We start from the raw sequence: 17,430 nt of genomic DNA, 5'->3' as shown, positions 1-17,430 counted from the left end.
GCCCTGGCCCATGACTGACCGGTCATCCCCTGCCGGTCTTTTATCGGCTGCCGCAAAGCTTGGTTTGCCCGAGGTGGCGTCGCGCCCTAGAATGCCCCGATGCGCGATGATCTCTCCCTTCTGCTGAACTCCCTCAACGATGCCCAACGCCAGGCCGTAGCCGCCTCCGTGGGTCGTCAGTTGGTCCTGGCCGGTGCCGGCTCCGGCAAGACCCGAGTGCTGGTGCACCGTATCGCCTGGTTGATCCAGGTCGAGAACGCCTCGCCCCATTCGATCCTGTCGGTGACGTTCACCAACAAGGCCGCTGCCGAGATGCGCCATCGCATCGAGCAGTTGATGGGCCTCAACCCGGCCGGCATGTGGGTCGGTACGTTCCACGGCCTGGCGCACCGCTTGCTGAGGGCGCACTGGCAGGAAGCCGGCCTGAGCCAGACCTTCCAGATCCTGGACAGCGACGACCAGCAGCGGCTGGTCAAGCGAGTGATCCGCGAGCTGGGCCTGGACGAACAACGCTGGCCGGCACGCCAGGCCCAATGGTTCATCAATGGCCAGAAAGACGAAGGCCTGCGTCCGCAACACATTCAAGCCAGCGGCGACTTGTTCCTGGCGACCATGCGCAGCATCTACGAAGCCTACGAGACCGCGTGCCAGCGTGCCGGGGTCATCGACTTTTCCGAGCTGCTGCTGCGCGCGTTGGACCTGTGGCGCGATCATCCGGGCCTGTTGGAGCATTATCAGAAGCGCTTCCGGCATGTCCTGGTGGATGAGTTCCAGGACACCAACGCCGTGCAATACGCCTGGTTGCGCCTGCTGGCCAAGGGTGGCGACAGCCTGATGGTAGTGGGCGACGACGACCAGTCGATTTACGGCTGGCGCGGAGCCAAGATCGAAAACATCCATCAGTATTCGGCGGACTTTCCCGACGCCGAGGTCATCCGCCTGGAGCAGAACTACCGCTCCACCGCCGGTATCCTCAAGGCTGCCAACGCGCTGATCGCCAATAACACCGGACGCCTGGGCAAGGAGCTGTGGACCGACGGCAGCGAAGGCGAGGCGATCAACCTGTATGCCGCATTCAACGAACACGATGAAGCCCGCTACGTGGTGGAAACCATCCAGAGCGCGCTGAAAACCGGCCTCGCCCGCAGCGATATCGCCATCCTGTATCGCTCCAACGCCCAGTCGCGGGTCCTGGAAGAGGCCTTGCTGCGCGAACGGATCCCCTACCGGATCTACGGCGGCCAGCGCTTTTTCGAGCGCGCCGAGATCAAGAACGCCATGGCGTACCTGCGCCTGATCGAGGGACGTGGCAACGATGCCGCCCTGGAGCGGGTGATCAACGTGCCGACCCGTGGCATCGGCGAAAAAACTGTCGAAGCCATTCGCGATCATGCACGCCACAGCCATGTCTCCATGTGGGAAGCCATGCGCCAACTGGTCGCCAACAAGGGTGTGACCGGTCGCGCTGCCGGCGCGCTGAAGGCCTTCATGGACCTGATAGACGAGCTGGCGGCCAAGTGCGGGGAAATGCCACTGCACTTGATGACCCAGACGGTTATCGAACAGTCCGGACTGATTGCTTATCACGAGGCGGAAAAAGGCGAAAAAGGCCAGGCTCGGGTAGAAAACCTCGAAGAACTGGTCAGCGCCGCGCGCAACTTCGAGAACACCGAAGAAGACGCCGACCTGTCACCACTCTCGGCCTTCCTGGGCCATGCCTCCCTGGAGGCCGGCGATACCCAGGCCGAGGAACACGAAGACAGCATCCAGCTCATGACCCTGCACAGCGCCAAGGGCCTGGAGTTCCCCTATGTCTTCCTGGTGGGTATGGAAGAAGGGTTGTTCCCTCACAAGATGAGCCTGGAAGAACCGGGACGCCTGGAAGAAGAACGGCGCCTGGCCTATGTCGGCATTACCCGCGCCATGCAGAACCTGGTGCTCACTTACGCTGAAACCCGTCGTTTGTATGGCAGCGAAACCTACAACAAAGTGTCGCGTTTCGTACGTGAAGTACCGAAAGGGCTGATCCAGGAAGTGCGGTTGTCCAACAGCGTCAGCCGTCCGTTCGGGGGCAGCCAGCAAACCGGCTCCAGCAGCCTGTTTGGCGGCAGCGACATCCCGGAAACCGGCTTCACCCTCGGCCAGGCGGTGCGGCACTCGGTGTTCGGTGATGGCGTGATCCTCAATTTCGAAGGCGCGGGAGCTCAGGCCCGGGTCCAGGTGAACTTCAGCGAAGGCAGCAAGTGGCTGATGCTGGGGTATGCCAAGCTCGAGGCTATCTAGGCTATGTGGGAGTGGGCTTGCTCACGAAAGCGGTGGGCCAGCCTGTAGAGCGATTGAATGTGCCGCCGTCTTCGCGAGCAAGCCCGCTCCCACATTTAAAGTTGCCTTCAGTTCTCTGACCGAACTTATCTCCCTTTCCTACAACCCAAAGCGAACAAGCCCTCTTGCGCACCTGAAGCTGAACCTGAGCTGTCAGGTAAAAGCCCGAAACACTCTGCCGCTAGCCAGTAACAATTCACCTGTGCAACATGGCGCGCGTGCTACTCACAAATGGGAATGCCTTTATATGAAACGTTTTCTTAGCATCGCCATGGCGTTGTGCATCGGCCTGACGATGGCCGTCGACGCCAATGCCGCCAAGCGTTTTGGCGGTGGTAAAAGCTCGGGCGCGGCCCCGACTCACCAGACCAGCCAGATGGCGCCGTCCTCTGCGGCCGGGTCCACCGCCGCCACTGCGGGCGCTGCCGGTGCCGCTGGCGCCGCCACCAAGGCCAGCGGCGCATCGCGCTGGCTCGGCCCCCTGGCCGGCATTGCCGCCGGTGGTCTGCTCGCTTCCATGTTCATGGGCGACGGCTTCCAGGGCATGCAGATCTTCGACATCCTGATCATGGCGGTTATCGCCTTCCTGGTCTTTCGCTTCATTGCCGCCCGTCGTCGCAAGCAGCAGGAGCAATTCGCTCCGGCCGGTCATGCGCCGATGCAGCGTGAAGTATTCAATCAACAGCCTTCCGCTGGCTCGATCTTCGGTGGTTCGGCCGCTCCGGTGGCCGCCCGTCCGGTCATCAACGCACCGGCCTGGTTCAACGAACAACGCTTCATCGAAGCCGCACGCAGCCATTTCATGTCCCTGCAGCAGCATTGGGACGGCAACGAAATGGACAAGATCGCCGAGTTCGTGACTCCGCAATTGCTGGAGTTCCTCAAGCGTGAACGGGCCGAGTTGGGTGATGGCTACCAGTCCACCTATATCGATAACCTGCATGTGCAACTGGACGGTGTCGATGATCGTGCCGACAAGACCGTCGCCACTCTGACCTTCAGCGGCGTGTCGAAGGACTCCCGCTTCGACCAGGGCGAAGCGTTCAGCGAGAGCTGGAACATGGAGCGTGCCCAAGGCGAAAACCAGCCTTGGCTGGTGGCAGGTATCCGCCAGAACGGTTGAACCTTTGCGCGTTTCGCAGGTTGAAATAAAGGAACCCCGGCTCAGGCCGGGGTTTTCTATTTTCGCGGTTGCATCTACAGCGAGCTACTGTATAAACCGCCTCATGTAAAACCGCGCCAACGAGAAAGAGGATCCCCGGACGTGGAAGAAATCATCGAACAATTGCGTGAAGCCAACGAACCGGTACCGGTTCCACTGGAGTTGCCCGACGAGGACTTGCTGGTCGAGATCGAAGAGCAACTGTTCATCGATATCCCGTTCGTTTTCAGAGAGTTTTTGCTGACCGTCAGCGACGTCGTCTACGGCAGCCTGGAGCCGGTCACCGTGACCGACCCCCACTCCCACACCTACCTGCCCGAAGTCGCCGCCAACGCTTGGGATGCCGGCGTGGATCGCAGCCTGATCCCGATCTGCCAGGACGGCGACGACTACTATTGCGTGGAAGAAGACGGAACTGTGGTGTTGTGGCAGGCCGAGGACGAGTTGATCGCCGAGGAAACCTGGGAATCCGTCTGGCACTGGGCACGGGACGTCTGGCTGGAGAGCTGATACCCGAAGCAGCCGGTCAATGCCCGGACGACTCCTTGTGATTGTCCAGGGTTTCCAGCAAGGCCACCTGCATCCTGGTGTGCAGGCGTACAAACCAGCGCCAGAGCAAGGCCGCCACCGCAATCGCCACCACGGCAATCAATACCAGCAGCTTGTTGGTCGGCAAAATGCTGGCCGACAAGGCTGCCAACAGCAGGAAAATCACCAGCAACGAGAGGAGTGGAATCACTTCAGCGATCACTCGACGCACACGCTGAGTGTGACGCCCGGCCATCTCAGCCTTCACGCCCATCTCCGCCAGCAGCATCGACAGCGCCTTGAGCTTGCGGTACGCGGCGATCAGGAACGGCAGCGAAAGCAGCAACGCTGCGCCCCAGATCAACGCCTTCTGCCAGCTCGGATCGCTGATCCAGGCCTGCATATAAACCGACATCCGTTCGGCGAAATAACCGCCCGAGACAAAGATAGCGATGACCAGCGCCAAGTTGACGCCGACCTGTAGCAGGATTCGCCTGATCATGGAGGCGATCTGCGCACTTTCACCGTGGGGCTGGATACTTCGCAGCCACTCGCCATACATCCCCAGCACACGCGTCAGCCGTTTCGGCATCGCCGTCGCCAGCTTGACGGATAACGGATCGGCGGCGCGGATCAGGTAAGGCGTCAGCAGCGTGGTCAGTACAGAAACGGCGACTGCAACCGGGTAGAGGAAATCGCTGGTGACCTGCAAGGTCATCCCCAGCGAAGCAATGATGAAGGAGAATTCGCCGATCTGCGAAAGGCCCATCCCCACCCGCAGTGAGGTGCGTCCGTCATTGCCGGCGATAAAGGCACCGAGGCCGCAGGACAGCATCTTGCCCAACACCACCGCTGCGGTGATCACCGCAATCGGCCAGGCGTATTGCAGCAGGATGACCGGATCGAGCATCAAGCCGATGGCCACGAAAAAAATCGCACTGAACAGGTCACGCACTGGCTCGACCAATCGCTCGATTTTCACCAGTTGCCGGGATTCGGCCATGATCGCACCGATCAGGAAAGCGCCGAGCACCATGCTGTATTCGAGCTTCACCACCAGCAGGCAGAAGCCGAAACACAGGCCCAGCACGGTGATCAGGAGCATCTCGTTGCTCTCGAACTTCGCCACATAAGCCAGGAGCCTGGGTACCAGCAAAATGCCGATCACTAGCGCGACGATCATGAACAGCGAGAGCTTGCCCACCGTGGAAAATACCTCGCCGGAGCTCACCGTGCCGCTGACCGCTATGCTCGACAGCAAGGCGATGATACCGATGCCGAGAATATCCTCGACGATCAGCACGCCGAAAATCAGTTGGGCGAAGCGCTCGTTCTTCATCTTCAGGTCATTGAGCGCCTTGACGATGATGGTGGTCGAGGAAATAGCCAGGATCGCCCCCAGGAACAGCGAATCCATGGTGCTCCAATTGAACCAGCGGCCTATTTCGTAACCGATCCAGATCATCAATACGATTTCGAGAAACGCCGCGATGAATGCCGTCGCGCCTACCTTGAACAGTTTGCGCAGGCTGAACTCCAGGCCAAGGCAGAACATGAGAAAGATCACCCCGAGCTCAGCGAGGGTTTTGATAGTGTCTTCGTCATGGATGAAGCCAAACGGCGGCGTATGCGGGCCGATCAGGAAGCCGGCCACGATGTAGCCCAGCACCACCGGTTGTTTGAGACGATGAAACAGAACCGTCACCAACCCCGCTGCCAGCATGATGATCGCCAGGTCTTGAATGAAATTGATGGCATGCATCTATGAGGCTCCCTGTCGATGACTGGATAAGTCCGTTTCCCTTGTAGGAAATGCCCTCGCGATGGGCTTTTGCAGGTTAACACCGCGACTTCCGACAAAAAGACGGTGCAATATATGGAAACAGATCCATCGGCGCGTGACGGCAGCCACAGGCGCAGCGTCCCGATATCGGTGGGTTTGCAACAGGTCGCACAGGCCACCACCAGCGCCCGCAGAGGTGCACCTCCCTAATTGCTGCCTTGACCGTGAGAACGTTATGGAACCCGGAAACGCCCAACTGTCGATGACGGTGTTGATGACCCCCGATATGGCCAACTTTTCTGGCAATGTCCACGGTGGCACGCTGCTCAAGTACCTCGACGAAGTCGCTTATGCCTGCGCCAGCCGCTACGCCGGACGCTACGTGGTGACCTTGTCTGTGGATCAGGTGATTTTTCGCGAGCCGATTCATGTCGGCGAATTGGTGACCTTCCTGGCGTCGGTGAATTACACCGGCAACACGTCGATGGAAGTGGGCATCAAGGTCGTGACCGAAAACATCCGCGAGCGCTCGGTCCGCCATACCAATAGCTGTTTCTTCACCATGGTAGCGGTGGATGACCAGCGCAAACCCGCTGCCGTACCGCCCTTACAGCCACAGAACAGCGAAGCCAAGCGCCGCTACAAACAAGCCCAGCAGCGTCGGCAGATTCGCCAGGAACTGGAGAAGCGTTATCAGGAGATCAAAGAGGACGGGGTCAATTGATGTCCGGGAGCGAGCCTGCTCGCGATAAAGGCTCCAAACCAACCTTGAGGTTGGCCATGAACCGCTATCGCGAGCAGGCTCGCTCCCACAGGGATCGGTGTGATCAGAGGCTGATGGGTACTGCCTCGAACCGCACCCGTGGATGAGCGATCCGATCCTGGGCGCGAACCAGTTGCAGTTCATAACTGGCGCAAGCCTGGGTCTCCAGCAGTACTTCATGCACCGCCGCAGCGGTGAATTCCAGCGCCGCCACCAAGCCGTCGCCCAGCAGTATCCGCGCCAGGAACAGACCTGACGTCAGGTCGCCCACCCCCACCGGTTGACGCGGGAATGCCAGCAATGGCCGGCGCAGATGCCAGTTGCCTTCGGCGGTCACCAGTAACATTTCGAAGCTGTCTTCGGGCTTGCCGGGATAAGCCAGGTGCTTGACCAGCACAGCTTTCGGACCGCGTGCCAACAACGCACGCGCCATACCCAGACAGTCAAGCAACGATTGCGCCTTTCGACCCGAGAAGCTGTCCAGCTCCAGTTGGTTCGGGCACAGGATGTCCGCCACCGCAGCGGCCTCTTCCAGCAGGAATTCGCTCACTTCGGGCGCCACGATGCAGCCCTTCTCCGGGTGCCCCATGACCGGGTCGCACAAGTAGAGCGCCTTGGGATTGGCGGTTTTGATGCGGGACACGCCCGTCAGGATCGCCCGCCCTTGAGCCGCGCTTCCGAGGTAACCGGAGAGCACCGCATCGCAATTGCCCAACTCACCGATAGCTGCGATACCGTCGATCAAGGCCGGTATCTGGTGGGGCGCATGGACGTCCCCGGCCCATTGGCCGTACTGGGTGTGATTGGAAAACTGCACGGTATTGAGCGGCCATGCATTGACCCCGATCCGCTGCATGGGAAACACGGCGGCGCTGTTGCCGGCGTGGCCGAATACCACATGAGACTGAATGGCAAGCAGATGAGGCGTACGTTTCATGGGGAAGGTTTCCGTAAAACGATTGAAATTCAAGCCGCGCAGTATGCGACTAAACACAGCCTGTACGACAGACCGGCGACACAGTTAAGCTGATAGCAACTTGTTGGAGCACTTCGTTCATGCTGACTCTTGGAAATATCTTCGTGCTGATGCTGCTGGCTACCGGTGGCGCCTGGTTGTGGCACAACCACGGTTTGCGCGAACGCGCGTTGGCGAGGGTCATGCAGCATTGCGCCAACCTGAAAATCGAACTGCTGGACGGCAACGTTGCGCTGAAGAAGATCGGATTCGTGAAGGATGCCAGCGGGCGCAGGCGCCTGGCGCGAATCTACAATTTCGAATTCACAGTCACCGGCGAATCGCGCCATTCGGGCACCATCACCCAGTTCGGCGCCCACAGCGCGCAGATCGAACTGGCGCCGTACCCGATGCCGTTCGAAGAATCGCCACAGACACTGGCCGAACCGGTCCAGGCCAAGCACCGGGCCGAAGTCATCGAATTAAGCCAGTGGCGACAGGAACACAACAAGTGGAAGCCTTGAATCAGGAATGACTCATGGCCGTCGGCAGTTCGCCAGGCCACTGTGCAGGATGGTCACTTCTTGCGGCTGGCTGAAAATCAATTCGAGCCGGGAGTCCTGCCGCCACTCGCTGCTTTGCCATTGCGGCGCTTCGCCTTCCAGGGCGTTGGTTGAAACCCAACCGTCGGCGCTGTGAATGATCAACTTGGCCCGTCGCCAGCTTTCGCCCTCCAACCATCGGGTCAATGCCTGCGTGTCGAAACGCTGGCTCGGATGCCATCGCCAGCCAATGCTCCAGCCTCCTTCCTGCGGCCCATGCAGGCAGATCGGCAACGTCGGATCGCTCCAGATTGCCGGGAGCTGCCCCACGTCCGTCGGTACATCCAAGTTGTCCACAGCCCCGCTTCCCCGGGCGGACATCCCCGGCAATTGGTCGATGGGCAACGCAGCCTGCTGCGTCCAATACGATGGAATCGCCGGTAGCTGCTTGATGACGCGTGCACGTTCGTCGTCTGTGAGGCGCTCGGCTTTGTTCAGTACCAGCAGTCCGGCGGTGGCGAGCGCCTGTCGTTGCACATCAGCCAACAGTCTGCCGTCTGCCATCGCCCGGGCGTCCAGCACCAGCACGCATGGCTGTACCGCCAGCACCCCGAGCCAGGGTGCTTGCTGCAATTGCCTCATCAGTTGCGCCGGATGACCCAGGCCTGAAGGTTCGATGAACAGACGGTCCGGCTGCGCCTTGCGCAATAAACGACCGAGACCGATCTGAAACGGCGCCCCGTTGACGCAACATAAACAGCCTCCGGCAACTTCCCCCAGTGCGATACCATCGGCCGCCTGGGTCAGTAGCGCGGCATCCAGTCCGATCTGGCCAAACTCGTTGATCAGCACCGCCCAGCGCTCGTCAGCGGGGCGCTGGGCGAGCAATTGCCTGATCAGGCTGGTCTTGCCAGCCCCCAAGGGCCCTGCGACGACATGGGTGGGAATGTTCTGCAACATGATCGACAGCTTTCGATGGAGGTGAAAATGCGGATGATTGTCTGGTTATTACTGGCACTGACTTCGAACCAGGTACTGGCCCAGGCTTGCGTGGTCCATAGCCAGGCGGAACGGCTCGACGTCAAGGTATGTCAGCAGAACCGCAGTATTCCGCCAAAGCTCTTCGCCGACGGATTCTGCCAGCCAAGCCTTGCCGGACAGAAAGTCGATGTGCAATACGTCGATCAATGTCCTGGCGGCGCGTTCGGCGTCTGCAGCAACGCTCAGGTCACCAATATGCCCTACCGCCAGGATATTCACTATTACGGCGTGGCCGGCGACGCGGCGTATCTCCAACCGTTCTGTGAAGGAAAGAACCAAGGGACCTGGCTCAAACCCTAGTGGCCTGTAGGTTAATTTGAGTGCACGAATTAGCCACACAGGCCACTATGCCAGCCAGTCCAGTGTCAGAATCAACCGACGCTCCCCCGGAGCCGGCTCCGGCGAACGATGAATCAGACCGAAGCCCTCATTGCCCTGCCACTTCTCACCCTTGAGCAAGGCCACGTCACCGCTACGAAACTGTTGGATCAACCGCGGATCGCGGGGCTCCGCCTCAGGGCGGGCAAGGCATTGGCGGACCATGGCGCCTTCCGCCAGCCACTGACTGCCAGGGCCGGCATAAGTAGTGACGAGCCGCACCGGTACGTGATCGACGTGAAAGCGCGGGCACATGGCCTTGTCCAGGATTCGCAGGCGTAGACCGACACGCTGGGCGCCCAACAAACAAGCAAACGCACCGACCAGCCAAGTGACGTCGGCCACGAACCCTTCGTAACCGTGCAGATCACTGAAACCGGCAGCCAAACCGTTCAGCTCCGGCTGGGAGTCCTCCTCCGGCAGATCGAGTACCCATGACTCCGCCAGCGACTGATCCATGGAAAGCATCATCGCGGCAAAGTCGCTGATATGCAGCGGAAGTTGACGCTGCCAGACGGCCAGATTGACGCCATCCTCCAGGATCTGCGTCAGAACTCCAGGGGTATCGCCCTGGACCTGGCGAATCTGTGCGCGTTTCAAGCAGAGGCCCGACATCACGCTGCAGCCTCGTCATGCCAGGCACCGAATGGATCCGGCAGCAGCCGCCAACCCTCGATTCCCAAGGCCATTTCCTCGTCAGTGAGCAGGCAGGCATGCAAGGCTGCGGTGAGGCGGTCAAAGTCAATGCCTTGGCCGATGAAGACCAACTCCTGGCGGCAGTCACCCGTATCCGGGATCCAGTTCGTCATGATGGCGGCAATGCTTTCCTCGTCCCGTGGCCACTGGCTTTTTGGAACAAATCGCCACCAACGCCCGGCATATCCGTGACGCAACAGACCTCCGGCCTGTGACCAGCTACCCGCCTCTTCCGGCTTGCTGGCCAGCCAGAAGAAACCTTTGGAGCGCAGGAGTTTGCCGTTGCTCCATGGACGGTCGATCAGGCTGAAAAAACGCTGCGGATGAAACGGGCGTCGTGCCCGGTAGGCTGTCGAGGCAATGCCGTATTCTTCGGTTTCAGGGACGTGCTCGCCTCGCAATTGCTGTAGCCATCCGGGGGCCTGGGCCGCACGTTCAAAGTCGAAACGGCGAGTGTCGAGGATCTCTTCCAGCGGCACCTGGCCCATCACCATGGGAAGGATCCGTGCCCGGGGGTTCAGACGGGTCAGGATCGCGATCAATTCTTCCCGCTCATGGCGACCGATCAGGTCGATCTTACTGATCAGGATCACGTCGGCGAACTCAACCTGATCAATCAGCAAGTCCGTAATCGAGCGCTCATCTTCTTCGCCAAGGGTTTCACCTCGCGTTGCCAGACTCTCTGCTGCCTGATAATCGGGCAAAAAATTCACACCATCGACCACGGTCACCATCGTGTCCAGTCGGGCGACGTCGGCCAGACTACGGCCCTCTTCGTCACGAAACGTAAACGTTTCTGCTACGGGCAGGGGTTCGGAAATGCCGGTGGACTCGATCAGCAAGTAATCGAAGCGCCCATCCCTGGCAAGCTGCCCGACTTCAGCCAGCAGGTCCTCGCGCAGCGTGCAACAGATACAACCATTACTCATTTCCACCAGCTTTTCTTCAGCACGGCTCAGGCTGACGTCGCGCTGGACCTCACTGCCATCGATGTTGATCTCGCTCATATCGTTGACGATCACAGCGACACGCAGCTTCTCACGGTTGCGCAGAACGTAGTTGAGCAAGGTGCTTTTGCCGGCGCCGAGAAATCCGGACAGCACTGTAACGGGAAGGCGATTGGGCATTAGGTATATCCTCATCGGGGCGGTCGCTGCTGAACGCTGTATCAGCGTTGCAGCGACTCGTTTTGCCAGGCTGCGTGATATCATTAAACAACGTTATAGTATAACGATTCCGTTCATATTAGCTTGGAATGCCCATCTTGAGAATTTCTCTATGCGCCGTTTCGTCAGAGCTCTACTCCCTTGCGCCGTGCTGATGCTTTTTTCATCCTTTGCGATGGCCCAAGGCAAAGCCTTATTGGCAGACTGCACACGAAGCGCGAATTTGCTGGTGTGCGTTGACAGGCAAGGCAACGCCTACAGCGTGATGACGGCTGGAAGCACTATCTATATTCGAGGCTTTGAAGCGGAAGGACGTCGCTACTGGGCGCAAACTACCAGCCGCTATAGACAGTTGACCTTTTTTACCGGGCTGGCATCCGATGGCGAGACTTGGATTGGCTACAGCAGACGTGTCGGCTGGACGACGCTTAACCGCTTTTCCAGTTCAGGCGGCACTGCCGGTAAATTCGTCTGCGGACGGGTTAGCGGCTGCCAAGTCGGCGAGTGATGTTTCACGTGGAACAGAAATAAAAATCTCTTCATGAAAGGTCTGGCAGGATTTGGTGTTATAACATAACATAAAATCCGACTCCCCGATGGACCACGCTCATGAATGCGTTAACGCTGCCGCTGCCGGACGTTGCCGCGCAGGCTTCCCACCAAGCTCTGCCTCTCGATTGGGTGGGCATGCATGGCGTTGCAGTACCGGTATTGATCCAAGGTCAACGCCTGAGTGCGACGGCTGATGCAAGTGTCAGCCTGGACGACGAACAGGCCCGCGGCATTCACATGTCACGTTTGTACCTTGCGCTGGAGATGCTAGAGACAGAGACACTCTCACCGCCCTTGCTGCAGCGTATCTTGCAGCAATTCCTGGACAGTCATGAAGGCCTTTCCCAATCCGCTGCACTGACCATTCGTACCGAATGGCTACTGAGAAGACCGGCCCTTGTCAGTCCACTGAGCGGCTGGAAACGCTACCCAGTCAGCATCAGCGCCCATCTAAAAAATCAGATGTTCCACGTGGAACTCAGTGTCGACATTCCCTACTCATCCACTTGCCCCTGTTCGGCTGCACTCGCCCGTCAGCTAATTCAACAGCAGTTTGTGACCGACTTTGCCAATAAAGCCCTTGAGCACGAAGACGTCCTTGCATGGCTGGGCTCTGCCAAAGGCGTTGTGGCGACGCCTCATAGCCAGCGCAGCACGGCCACACTGAACGTACGTCTGGCTAAGGGCGTCGCTGAACTGCCGTTGCTGTTACTCATCGACGAAGCCGAAGCGGCACTCGGTACCGCGGTGCAAACTGCAGTCAAGCGTGCCGACGAACAGGCATTCGCCCTCGCCAACGGCCAGAACCTGATGTTTTGTGAAGATGCTGCCAGGCGGCTCAGCCTGGCCTTGCGACGGTCAGACGATATCGTCGGGCTCGACGTTCGCGTTGTTCATGCCGAGAGCCTTCATGCTCATGATGCCGTCGCTGAAAGTCGGTGGGGGCGGGAGCCATCATGATCAGCTGCCAAGCCTTGTGCTGGGGACCGCCGGGAAGACCGCTCACGCCTGCACTGCATATGGAACGTCCTGCCGGCAGCCTGACGGCGATTATCGGCGCCAATGGTTCGGGCAAAAGCAGCCTGCTGAAAGTGATCGCAGGGTTGCAAAAACCCCTATTCGGCAAAGTCCGACTGGGCGTTCCTCATCGCGGTGGGGTTTCATTCCTGCCACAGCAGCAACATTTGGATCGACAATTCCCCATCACCCTGCAAGAGCTGGTGGCCGCCGGGGCCTGGGGGCGTCGAGACGCGCCTGTGCTGCGAAGCCAGAGACTCAAAACCGTGCTGGAAGATTGGGCGCTGTGCGGCCTGGAGCATCGACCGCTGATGGCATTGTCAGGAGGCGAACTGCAACGCGCCCTGCTTGCACGTCTGAGTTTGACGGAGGCACCGCTTTTACTTCTCGACGAACCCCATGCTGCCCTCGATGAACAAGGCCAAGCACTGTTGTGGAAACACATCCACGACTGGCACACCGAGGGGCGAACGCTCGTAGTGGTTTGCCATGACTTGGCCGCGGTGCGCCAGCACATCCTTCACACGCTGGTGGTGAAACAGTCGGGCTGTACCTTGGGTCGTAGCCACGAATTGATCGCTCAGCCACCCTGCACAAGGGTGGCCTGATGCACTCTGCCCTTCACTTCTGGCAGCCTTTCCAGGATTTCGTATTCATGCGGCGAGCCCTGCTCGGCGGCTTGGTTCTGGCATGCAGCACCGCCCCTTTGGGCGTGTTTCTGATCCTGCGTCGAATGAGCCTGATCGGAGACGCCGTGGCTCACGGCATACTGCCCGGTGCCGCTCTGGGATTCTGGTTTGCCGGTCTGAGCCTGCCCGCCTTGACCGTGGGAGGACTCGGCGCAGGTCTGGGCATGGCCGGATTAGCTGCCTGGATCACCCGTCGCACCGGTCTGCGGGAAGATGCAAGTCTTGCCGCGATCTATCCTATTTCCCTGGCGGCCGGTGTGCTGATCCTTGGAGTGGCAGGCAAGCGCCTTGATCTGCTGCACCTGTTATTTGGTTCAGCCCTGGCGGTGGATGAATCAACACTGAAGGGCATGCTCTGGGTCTCGGCGATCAGCCTGGGGACCCTGGCATTGATCTACCGCCCCCTGCTGCTCGACACGCTGGATCCGCTGTTCCTGCAAACCATCAGCCGGCTAGGCCCGTTGGCCCATGGCGTATTCCTGACCCTGGTGGTCCTGAATCTGGTGATCGGATTCCAGGCCATTGGCGCACTGATGGTTGTGGGCCTGATGATGCTTCCGGCAGCGGCTTCACGATTCTGGAGTCGTCGCCTACCGACGCTGATGCTGGTCGCGGCGCTCCTGGGCTGCCTCTCGGTAGGATTCGGCCTGTTGCTGTCCTTCAACTTTTCGCTGCCCAGTGGACCGGCCATCGTGCTGGTGGCCGGCGCGCTGTACCTGTTGTCCGTGGTACTCGGTCCGGTGCATGGCTTGTTGCGCCGCCCGCCTTTGCTCACATCCCCATGAGGTATCCCCCGATGCGCGTTCTGCTCGTGCTGTTCAGTCTGCTGCTGTCCCTGTCATCGTCCGCCGCCGAAAAGCTACAGGTAGTCACGAGTTTCAGCATCCTCGCCGATATGACCCGGCAGGTCGGCGGCGAGCATGTCCAGATCATCAATATGGTGGGGCCGGACGCCGATGCGCATACTTACGAACCCACGCCCGATGATGCCAAGGCACTACTGGGTGCAAAATTGATCATCAAGAACGGACTGGGCTTTGAGCCTTGGTTGGATCGCCTGGTCGCCAGTACCGAGACCAGTGCGCCGGTAATCAGTGCCAGTCATGGAGTGATTCCACGCTCGCTGGACGAAGACGGCGAGACGGTGCCCGATCCCCACGCCTGGCACAACTTGGCCAACGCTGAGCTCTATGTGCGTAACATCAGCAAGGCTCTGGAAGCCGCCGACCCGGCAAACAAATCGGATTATGAGCGCAACAGTCAGGCCTATCTGAAAAAGATTTACGCCTTGCTTGCCGAAGCAAAGGCCCGGTTCGGGTCGCTGCCACCGGGCAATCGCAAGATCGTGACTTCCCATGATGCATTCGGTTACTTGGGTCAGGCCTATGGCATCGAGTTCATGGCGCCCCAAGGGTTATCCACCGAGCGTGAACCATCGGCCGCCGAAGTCGCAGCACTGATCACCCAGATCCGCCAGGCGAAGGTCAAAGCCGTGTTCATGGAAAACATCAAGGATGCGCGCCTGCTCAAGCAGATAGCCAACGAAAGCGGCGCGCGGATCGGTGGCACACTGTACTCCGATGCCCTCGCTGCCAGCGGGCCGGCCAGCACTTTTATCGGGCTGTTCGAATACAACCTGAAGACCCTGTACGACGCGTTGGGACAGCCTTGAGCCAACGCTTCGAGAACCGGCGAGGTGAAGCACCTCGCCGTCTGTTAACGGTCACGCCCTTGGCTTGACCGTTCCGCAATCCTGTCCCAACCAGATGGCCCGGGTATCCAGGCTACCGTTCTGCTGGACACCGGTGGCGTTGAACGTGCCGTTGACCTTGGTAGTGAACTCACGATCACTCTGGAATATCGCGATACCGTTACCCTGGGCTCTCGGACAACTGAAACGAAACTTCCACTGATTACCGCTGCGCTCGGTGATCTGCTGTTTGCATCCCGACTGCGGATCCTGCAAAGGGATGTCATTGGTCTGGACTTGCTCAGGAGTCAGGCATACCCGAATCCCTTTTCCGCCCATGGTAATGCCTTGTTTTTCCAGCATCGCCCGTTGCTCCGGGGTCATCTGGTTCTGCAACTGCCCAAGAATAAGTTGCAGGTCCGGCAGATTCTGGTTATCGACTTTCATATTGCTCGTCGTCAGCTCCCACAAACCTGGCTGAAGCATCTGCGCCTGAGCTGCCATAGGAACAGACAAGCCAACCGCCAAGGCCAAACCCAGCAGACGAACATTCATTGCAAGAACTCCAGAGGACAGGTGGCCGTTAGACGTCGTCCGTCGGCTTCGGTTCACGCTTGGCACCGCTGAATTAATCAGCGACATTCGTGCTGGAACATGGTCTGTTAAGCAATTGGAATTCAGGAGCAAGGCAACCCGATGGACTATTTCGGCCCGCATGTTTTCGGTTACCTGATTGCGCTGCTTCACACGCTGGGTTCCATCGCCGCGGTTCATGCAGTGCTGACGGTGCGAACCGCCCAAGGCTCGATTGCATGGGCTCTGTCACTGGTATTTATCCCGTACCTGACACTGATCCCCTATCTGATTTTCGGTCGCAGTACCTTCGACGGATACATCCAGGCGCGCCGACAAGCCAACGAAGAGATGCGCAAGGCCGTCTCCGAGCTTAACTGGCGTCCATGGGTCGAAGAGGCGTTGGCCGCACGGGCCTCCCAGGCGTACGCCTCATTACGCGCCATGCCCAAATTGGGACGTACCCCTTGCCTGGCAAACAATCAGGTACGCTTGCTCGTGAACGGTCATGTCACCTTCGAGGCCATCTTTCAGGCCATCGATAATGCTCGGGAAGCCGTGCTGGTTCAGTTCTTCATCGTCCATGACGATCACCTGGGCCAGCGACTCCAATCCTTGTTACTGAAGAAGGCCGCTGAAGGCGTAGCGGTTTATCTGCTTTATGACCGTATCGGCAGCCATTCCCTGCCCCATCGCTATGTCCAGGCCCTGCGCGACGGCGGTGTTCACGTCAAAGCCTTCGCGACCCGCAGCGGCTGGCTCAACCGGTTCCAGGTCAACTTTCGTAACCATCGCAAGATCGTGGTCGTGGACGGTGTCCTGGGGTTCGTCGGCGGCCATAACGTGGGCGATGAATATATGGGAGAAATGCCGCCCCTCGCGCCGTGGCGGGACACCCATGTCCAGGTCAGCGGTCCAGTGGTGGCAAGCATGCAAGAGTCGTTTGCCGAGGATTGGTTCTGGGTGGCTCGTTCACTGCCGCCTTTGATCCTGCCCGACGCTTATCCAGAGGACGGTGTGCTCTGCCAGTTACTTGCCAGTGGGCCGGCCGATACCTGTGAAACCTGTTCCCTGTTTTTTGTCGAAGCGATCCATGCGGCGAGCGAACGGGTCTGGATTACAACGCCGTACTTCATTCCTGACGAAGCGGTGTTCGCTGCGTTACGCCTGGCAGTGTTGCGCGGTGTGGACGTGCGCATCCTGTTGCCGTCCAGACCCGACCACAAGGTCGTCTATGCCGCCTCCAGCCTCTATGCGTTTGAAGCAGTACGGGCGGGCGTACGGGTGTTCCGCTACGAGCCAGGCTTCCTGCATCAGAAAGTAGTATTGATCGATAGTGAGATCAGCGCCATCGGCAGCGCGAACCTGGACAACCGTTCGTTCCGGTTGAATTTCGAAGTGATGCTGTTAACGGTGGATATTCCGTTCGCCACGCAAGTCGAGCAGATGCTTGAGGCGGACTTCGCCCAGGCTCATGAAATCGCCAAACAGGAAAGCCGGGAAACCCATCGCCTGCAGAAAATCGGCATGCGGGTCGCCCGGCTCATTTCCCCGATACTGTAGAACGCGTCCG

18 protein-coding genes are annotated in these 17,430 nt (G+C 59.3%); 12 read left to right on the top strand and 6 right to left on the bottom strand.

Going from position 1 to position 17,430, the window contains the following annotated elements:
- Positions 1-99 precede the first annotated feature (99 nt).
- The 3 genes from uvrD to EGM97_RS09985 all read left to right on the top strand — a co-directional run bounded on the left by uvrD (position 100) and on the right by EGM97_RS09985 (position 3,994).
- Complete coding sequence (uvrD, locus tag EGM97_RS09995) at positions 100-2,283, top strand: DNA helicase II (protein WP_238964872.1); 2,184 nt, start codon at positions 100-102, stop codon at positions 2,281-2,283.
- Between the two features lie 286 nt (positions 2,284-2,569).
- The gene (locus EGM97_RS09990; protein WP_238964873.1) at positions 2,570-3,445 is read left to right on the top strand and encodes a Tim44 domain-containing protein; all 876 of its coding nucleotides are present in this window, start codon (positions 2,570-2,572) and stop codon (positions 3,443-3,445) included.
- A 141-nt stretch (positions 3,446-3,586) separates the two neighbouring features.
- Positions 3,587-3,994 (top strand): SMI1/KNR4 family protein, encoded by a 408-nt coding sequence (locus tag EGM97_RS09985; protein ID WP_238964874.1) that lies wholly within the window; start codon positions 3,587-3,589, stop codon positions 3,992-3,994.
- Positions 3,995-4,010: 16 nt separating this feature from the next.
- Here the strand turns inward: EGM97_RS09985 and EGM97_RS09980 are convergent, their stop codons facing one another.
- On the bottom strand, positions 4,011-5,774 hold the full coding sequence (locus EGM97_RS09980; protein ID WP_238964875.1) for a cation:proton antiporter: 1,764 nt from the start codon (positions 5,772-5,774) through the stop codon (positions 4,011-4,013).
- Positions 5,775-6,030: 256 nt separating this feature from the next.
- Here EGM97_RS09980 and EGM97_RS09975 point away from each other — a divergent pair, with 256 nt between their 5' ends.
- Positions 6,031-6,519, top strand: a complete 489-nt coding sequence (locus tag EGM97_RS09975) for an acyl-CoA thioesterase (protein ID WP_238964876.1) — start codon at positions 6,031-6,033, stop codon at positions 6,517-6,519.
- 103 nt (positions 6,520-6,622) lie between these two features.
- Here the strand turns inward: EGM97_RS09975 and pdxY are convergent, their stop codons facing one another.
- On the bottom strand, positions 6,623-7,495 hold the full coding sequence (gene pdxY / locus EGM97_RS09970; protein ID WP_238964877.1) for a pyridoxal kinase PdxY: 873 nt from the start codon (positions 7,493-7,495) through the stop codon (positions 6,623-6,625).
- A 119-nt stretch (positions 7,496-7,614) separates the two neighbouring features.
- Here pdxY and EGM97_RS09965 point away from each other — a divergent pair, with 119 nt between their 5' ends.
- On the top strand, positions 7,615-8,037 hold the full coding sequence (locus tag EGM97_RS09965) for a DUF3301 domain-containing protein (RefSeq protein ID WP_053149081.1): 423 nt from the start codon (positions 7,615-7,617) through the stop codon (positions 8,035-8,037).
- A gap of 12 nt (positions 8,038-8,049) precedes the next feature.
- Here the strand turns inward: EGM97_RS09965 and EGM97_RS09960 are convergent, their stop codons facing one another.
- Positions 8,050-9,015 carry a CobW family GTP-binding protein gene (locus EGM97_RS09960; RefSeq protein WP_238964878.1) on the bottom strand — a complete coding sequence of 322 codons (966 nt, stop codon included), beginning with the start codon at positions 9,013-9,015 and terminating at the stop codon, positions 8,050-8,052.
- 27 nt (positions 9,016-9,042) lie between these two features.
- On the opposite strand from EGM97_RS09960, the gene EGM97_RS09955 reads away from it, so the two are divergent.
- Positions 9,043-9,396, top strand: a complete 354-nt coding sequence (locus EGM97_RS09955; RefSeq protein ID WP_053149087.1) for a hypothetical protein — start codon at positions 9,043-9,045, stop codon at positions 9,394-9,396.
- A 45-nt stretch (positions 9,397-9,441) separates the two neighbouring features.
- Here EGM97_RS09955 and EGM97_RS09950 read toward each other — a convergent pair whose 3' ends face one another.
- On the bottom strand, positions 9,442-10,089 hold the full coding sequence (locus EGM97_RS09950; RefSeq protein ID WP_477788796.1) for a DUF1826 domain-containing protein: 648 nt from the start codon (positions 10,087-10,089) through the stop codon (positions 9,442-9,444).
- On the bottom strand, positions 10,089-11,297 hold the full coding sequence (zigA, locus tag EGM97_RS09945; protein ID WP_238964880.1) for a zinc metallochaperone GTPase ZigA: 1,209 nt from the start codon (positions 11,295-11,297) through the stop codon (positions 10,089-10,091). The genes EGM97_RS09950 and zigA overlap by 1 nt, the downstream gene beginning before the upstream one ends.
- A 193-nt stretch (positions 11,298-11,490) precedes the next feature.
- Here zigA and EGM97_RS09940 point away from each other — a divergent pair, with 193 nt between their 5' ends.
- The 5 genes from EGM97_RS09940 to EGM97_RS09920 all read left to right on the top strand — a co-directional run bounded on the left by EGM97_RS09940 (position 11,491) and on the right by EGM97_RS09920 (position 15,266).
- Complete coding sequence (locus tag EGM97_RS09940; RefSeq protein ID WP_477788798.1) at positions 11,491-11,844, top strand: glutamine synthetase; 354 nt, start codon at positions 11,491-11,493, stop codon at positions 11,842-11,844.
- A 101-nt stretch (positions 11,845-11,945) separates the two neighbouring features.
- Positions 11,946-12,848, top strand: a complete 903-nt coding sequence (gene folE2 / locus EGM97_RS09935) for a GTP cyclohydrolase FolE2 (protein ID WP_238964881.1) — start codon at positions 11,946-11,948, stop codon at positions 12,846-12,848.
- Positions 12,845-13,513 carry a metal ABC transporter ATP-binding protein gene (locus EGM97_RS09930; RefSeq protein WP_238964882.1) on the top strand — a complete coding sequence of 223 codons (669 nt, stop codon included), beginning with the start codon at positions 12,845-12,847 and terminating at the stop codon, positions 13,511-13,513. The genes folE2 and EGM97_RS09930 overlap by 4 nt, the downstream gene beginning before the upstream one ends.
- Positions 13,513-14,379: a metal ABC transporter permease gene (locus EGM97_RS09925; RefSeq protein WP_238964883.1), complete on the top strand. Its 867-nt coding sequence runs from the start codon at positions 13,513-13,515 to the stop codon at positions 14,377-14,379. The genes EGM97_RS09930 and EGM97_RS09925 overlap by 1 nt, the downstream gene beginning before the upstream one ends.
- Before the next feature lie 11 nt (positions 14,380-14,390).
- On the top strand, positions 14,391-15,266 hold the full coding sequence (locus EGM97_RS09920) for a metal ABC transporter substrate-binding protein (RefSeq protein ID WP_238964884.1): 876 nt from the start codon (positions 14,391-14,393) through the stop codon (positions 15,264-15,266).
- Between the two features lie 51 nt (positions 15,267-15,317).
- On the opposite strand, the gene EGM97_RS09915 is transcribed toward EGM97_RS09920, so the two are convergent.
- Entirely contained in the window at positions 15,318-15,839 is a 522-nt protein-coding gene (locus EGM97_RS09915) for a DUF3617 domain-containing protein (RefSeq protein ID WP_238964885.1), read from the bottom strand.
- 141 nt (positions 15,840-15,980) lie between these two features.
- Between EGM97_RS09915 and cls the strand changes: the two genes are divergently transcribed.
- Positions 15,981-17,420: a cardiolipin synthase gene (gene cls / locus EGM97_RS09910; RefSeq protein WP_238964886.1), complete on the top strand. Its 1,440-nt coding sequence runs from the start codon at positions 15,981-15,983 to the stop codon at positions 17,418-17,420.
- The last annotated feature ends 10 nt before the right edge of the window (positions 17,421-17,430 follow it).

Origin of the sequence: Pseudomonas sp. AF32, assembly GCF_022342325.2 — a bacterium.
In the GTDB taxonomy this organism is placed as follows: Bacteria; Pseudomonadota; Gammaproteobacteria; order Pseudomonadales; family Pseudomonadaceae; genus Aquipseudomonas; species Aquipseudomonas uvaldensis.
Note: the sequence above shows the minus strand (reverse complement) of the source record. Positions and strands in the feature narration are given on the sequence as shown.

What these genes read in the sequence shown, in the direction of transcription:
- uvrD (WP_238964872.1), top strand. Translation starts at nt 100, where the DNA reads ATGCGCGATGATCTCTCCCTTCTGCTGAACTCCCTCAACGATGCCCAA.
- EGM97_RS09990 (WP_238964873.1), top strand. Translation starts at nt 2,570, where the DNA reads ATGAAACGTTTTCTTAGCATCGCCATGGCGTTGTGCATCGGCCTGACG.
- EGM97_RS09980 (WP_238964875.1), bottom strand. Translation starts at nt 5,774, where the DNA reads ATGCATGCCATCAATTTCATTCAAGACCTGGCGATCATCATGCTGGCA.
- EGM97_RS09975 (WP_238964876.1), top strand. Translation starts at nt 6,031, where the DNA reads ATGGAACCCGGAAACGCCCAACTGTCGATGACGGTGTTGATGACCCCC.
- pdxY (WP_238964877.1), bottom strand. Translation starts at nt 7,495, where the DNA reads ATGAAACGTACGCCTCATCTGCTTGCCATTCAGTCTCATGTGGTATTC.
- EGM97_RS09965 (WP_053149081.1), top strand. Translation starts at nt 7,615, where the DNA reads ATGCTGACTCTTGGAAATATCTTCGTGCTGATGCTGCTGGCTACCGGT.
- EGM97_RS09960 (WP_238964878.1), bottom strand. Translation starts at nt 9,015, where the DNA reads ATGTTGCAGAACATTCCCACCCATGTCGTCGCAGGGCCCTTGGGGGCT.
- EGM97_RS09955 (WP_053149087.1), top strand. Translation starts at nt 9,043, where the DNA reads ATGCGGATGATTGTCTGGTTATTACTGGCACTGACTTCGAACCAGGTA.
- EGM97_RS09950 (WP_477788796.1), bottom strand. Translation starts at nt 10,089, where the DNA reads ATGTCGGGCCTCTGCTTGAAACGCGCACAGATTCGCCAGGTCCAGGGC.
- zigA (WP_238964880.1), bottom strand. Translation starts at nt 11,297, where the DNA reads ATGCCCAATCGCCTTCCCGTTACAGTGCTGTCCGGATTTCTCGGCGCC.
- EGM97_RS09940 (WP_477788798.1), top strand. Translation starts at nt 11,491, where the DNA reads ATGCTTTTTTCATCCTTTGCGATGGCCCAAGGCAAAGCCTTATTGGCA.
- folE2 (WP_238964881.1), top strand. Translation starts at nt 11,946, where the DNA reads ATGAATGCGTTAACGCTGCCGCTGCCGGACGTTGCCGCGCAGGCTTCC.
- EGM97_RS09930 (WP_238964882.1), top strand. Translation starts at nt 12,845, where the DNA reads ATGATCAGCTGCCAAGCCTTGTGCTGGGGACCGCCGGGAAGACCGCTC.
- EGM97_RS09925 (WP_238964883.1), top strand. Translation starts at nt 13,513, where the DNA reads ATGCACTCTGCCCTTCACTTCTGGCAGCCTTTCCAGGATTTCGTATTC.
- EGM97_RS09920 (WP_238964884.1), top strand. Translation starts at nt 14,391, where the DNA reads ATGCGCGTTCTGCTCGTGCTGTTCAGTCTGCTGCTGTCCCTGTCATCG.
- EGM97_RS09915 (WP_238964885.1), bottom strand. Translation starts at nt 15,839, where the DNA reads ATGAATGTTCGTCTGCTGGGTTTGGCCTTGGCGGTTGGCTTGTCTGTT.
- cls (WP_238964886.1), top strand. Translation starts at nt 15,981, where the DNA reads ATGGACTATTTCGGCCCGCATGTTTTCGGTTACCTGATTGCGCTGCTT.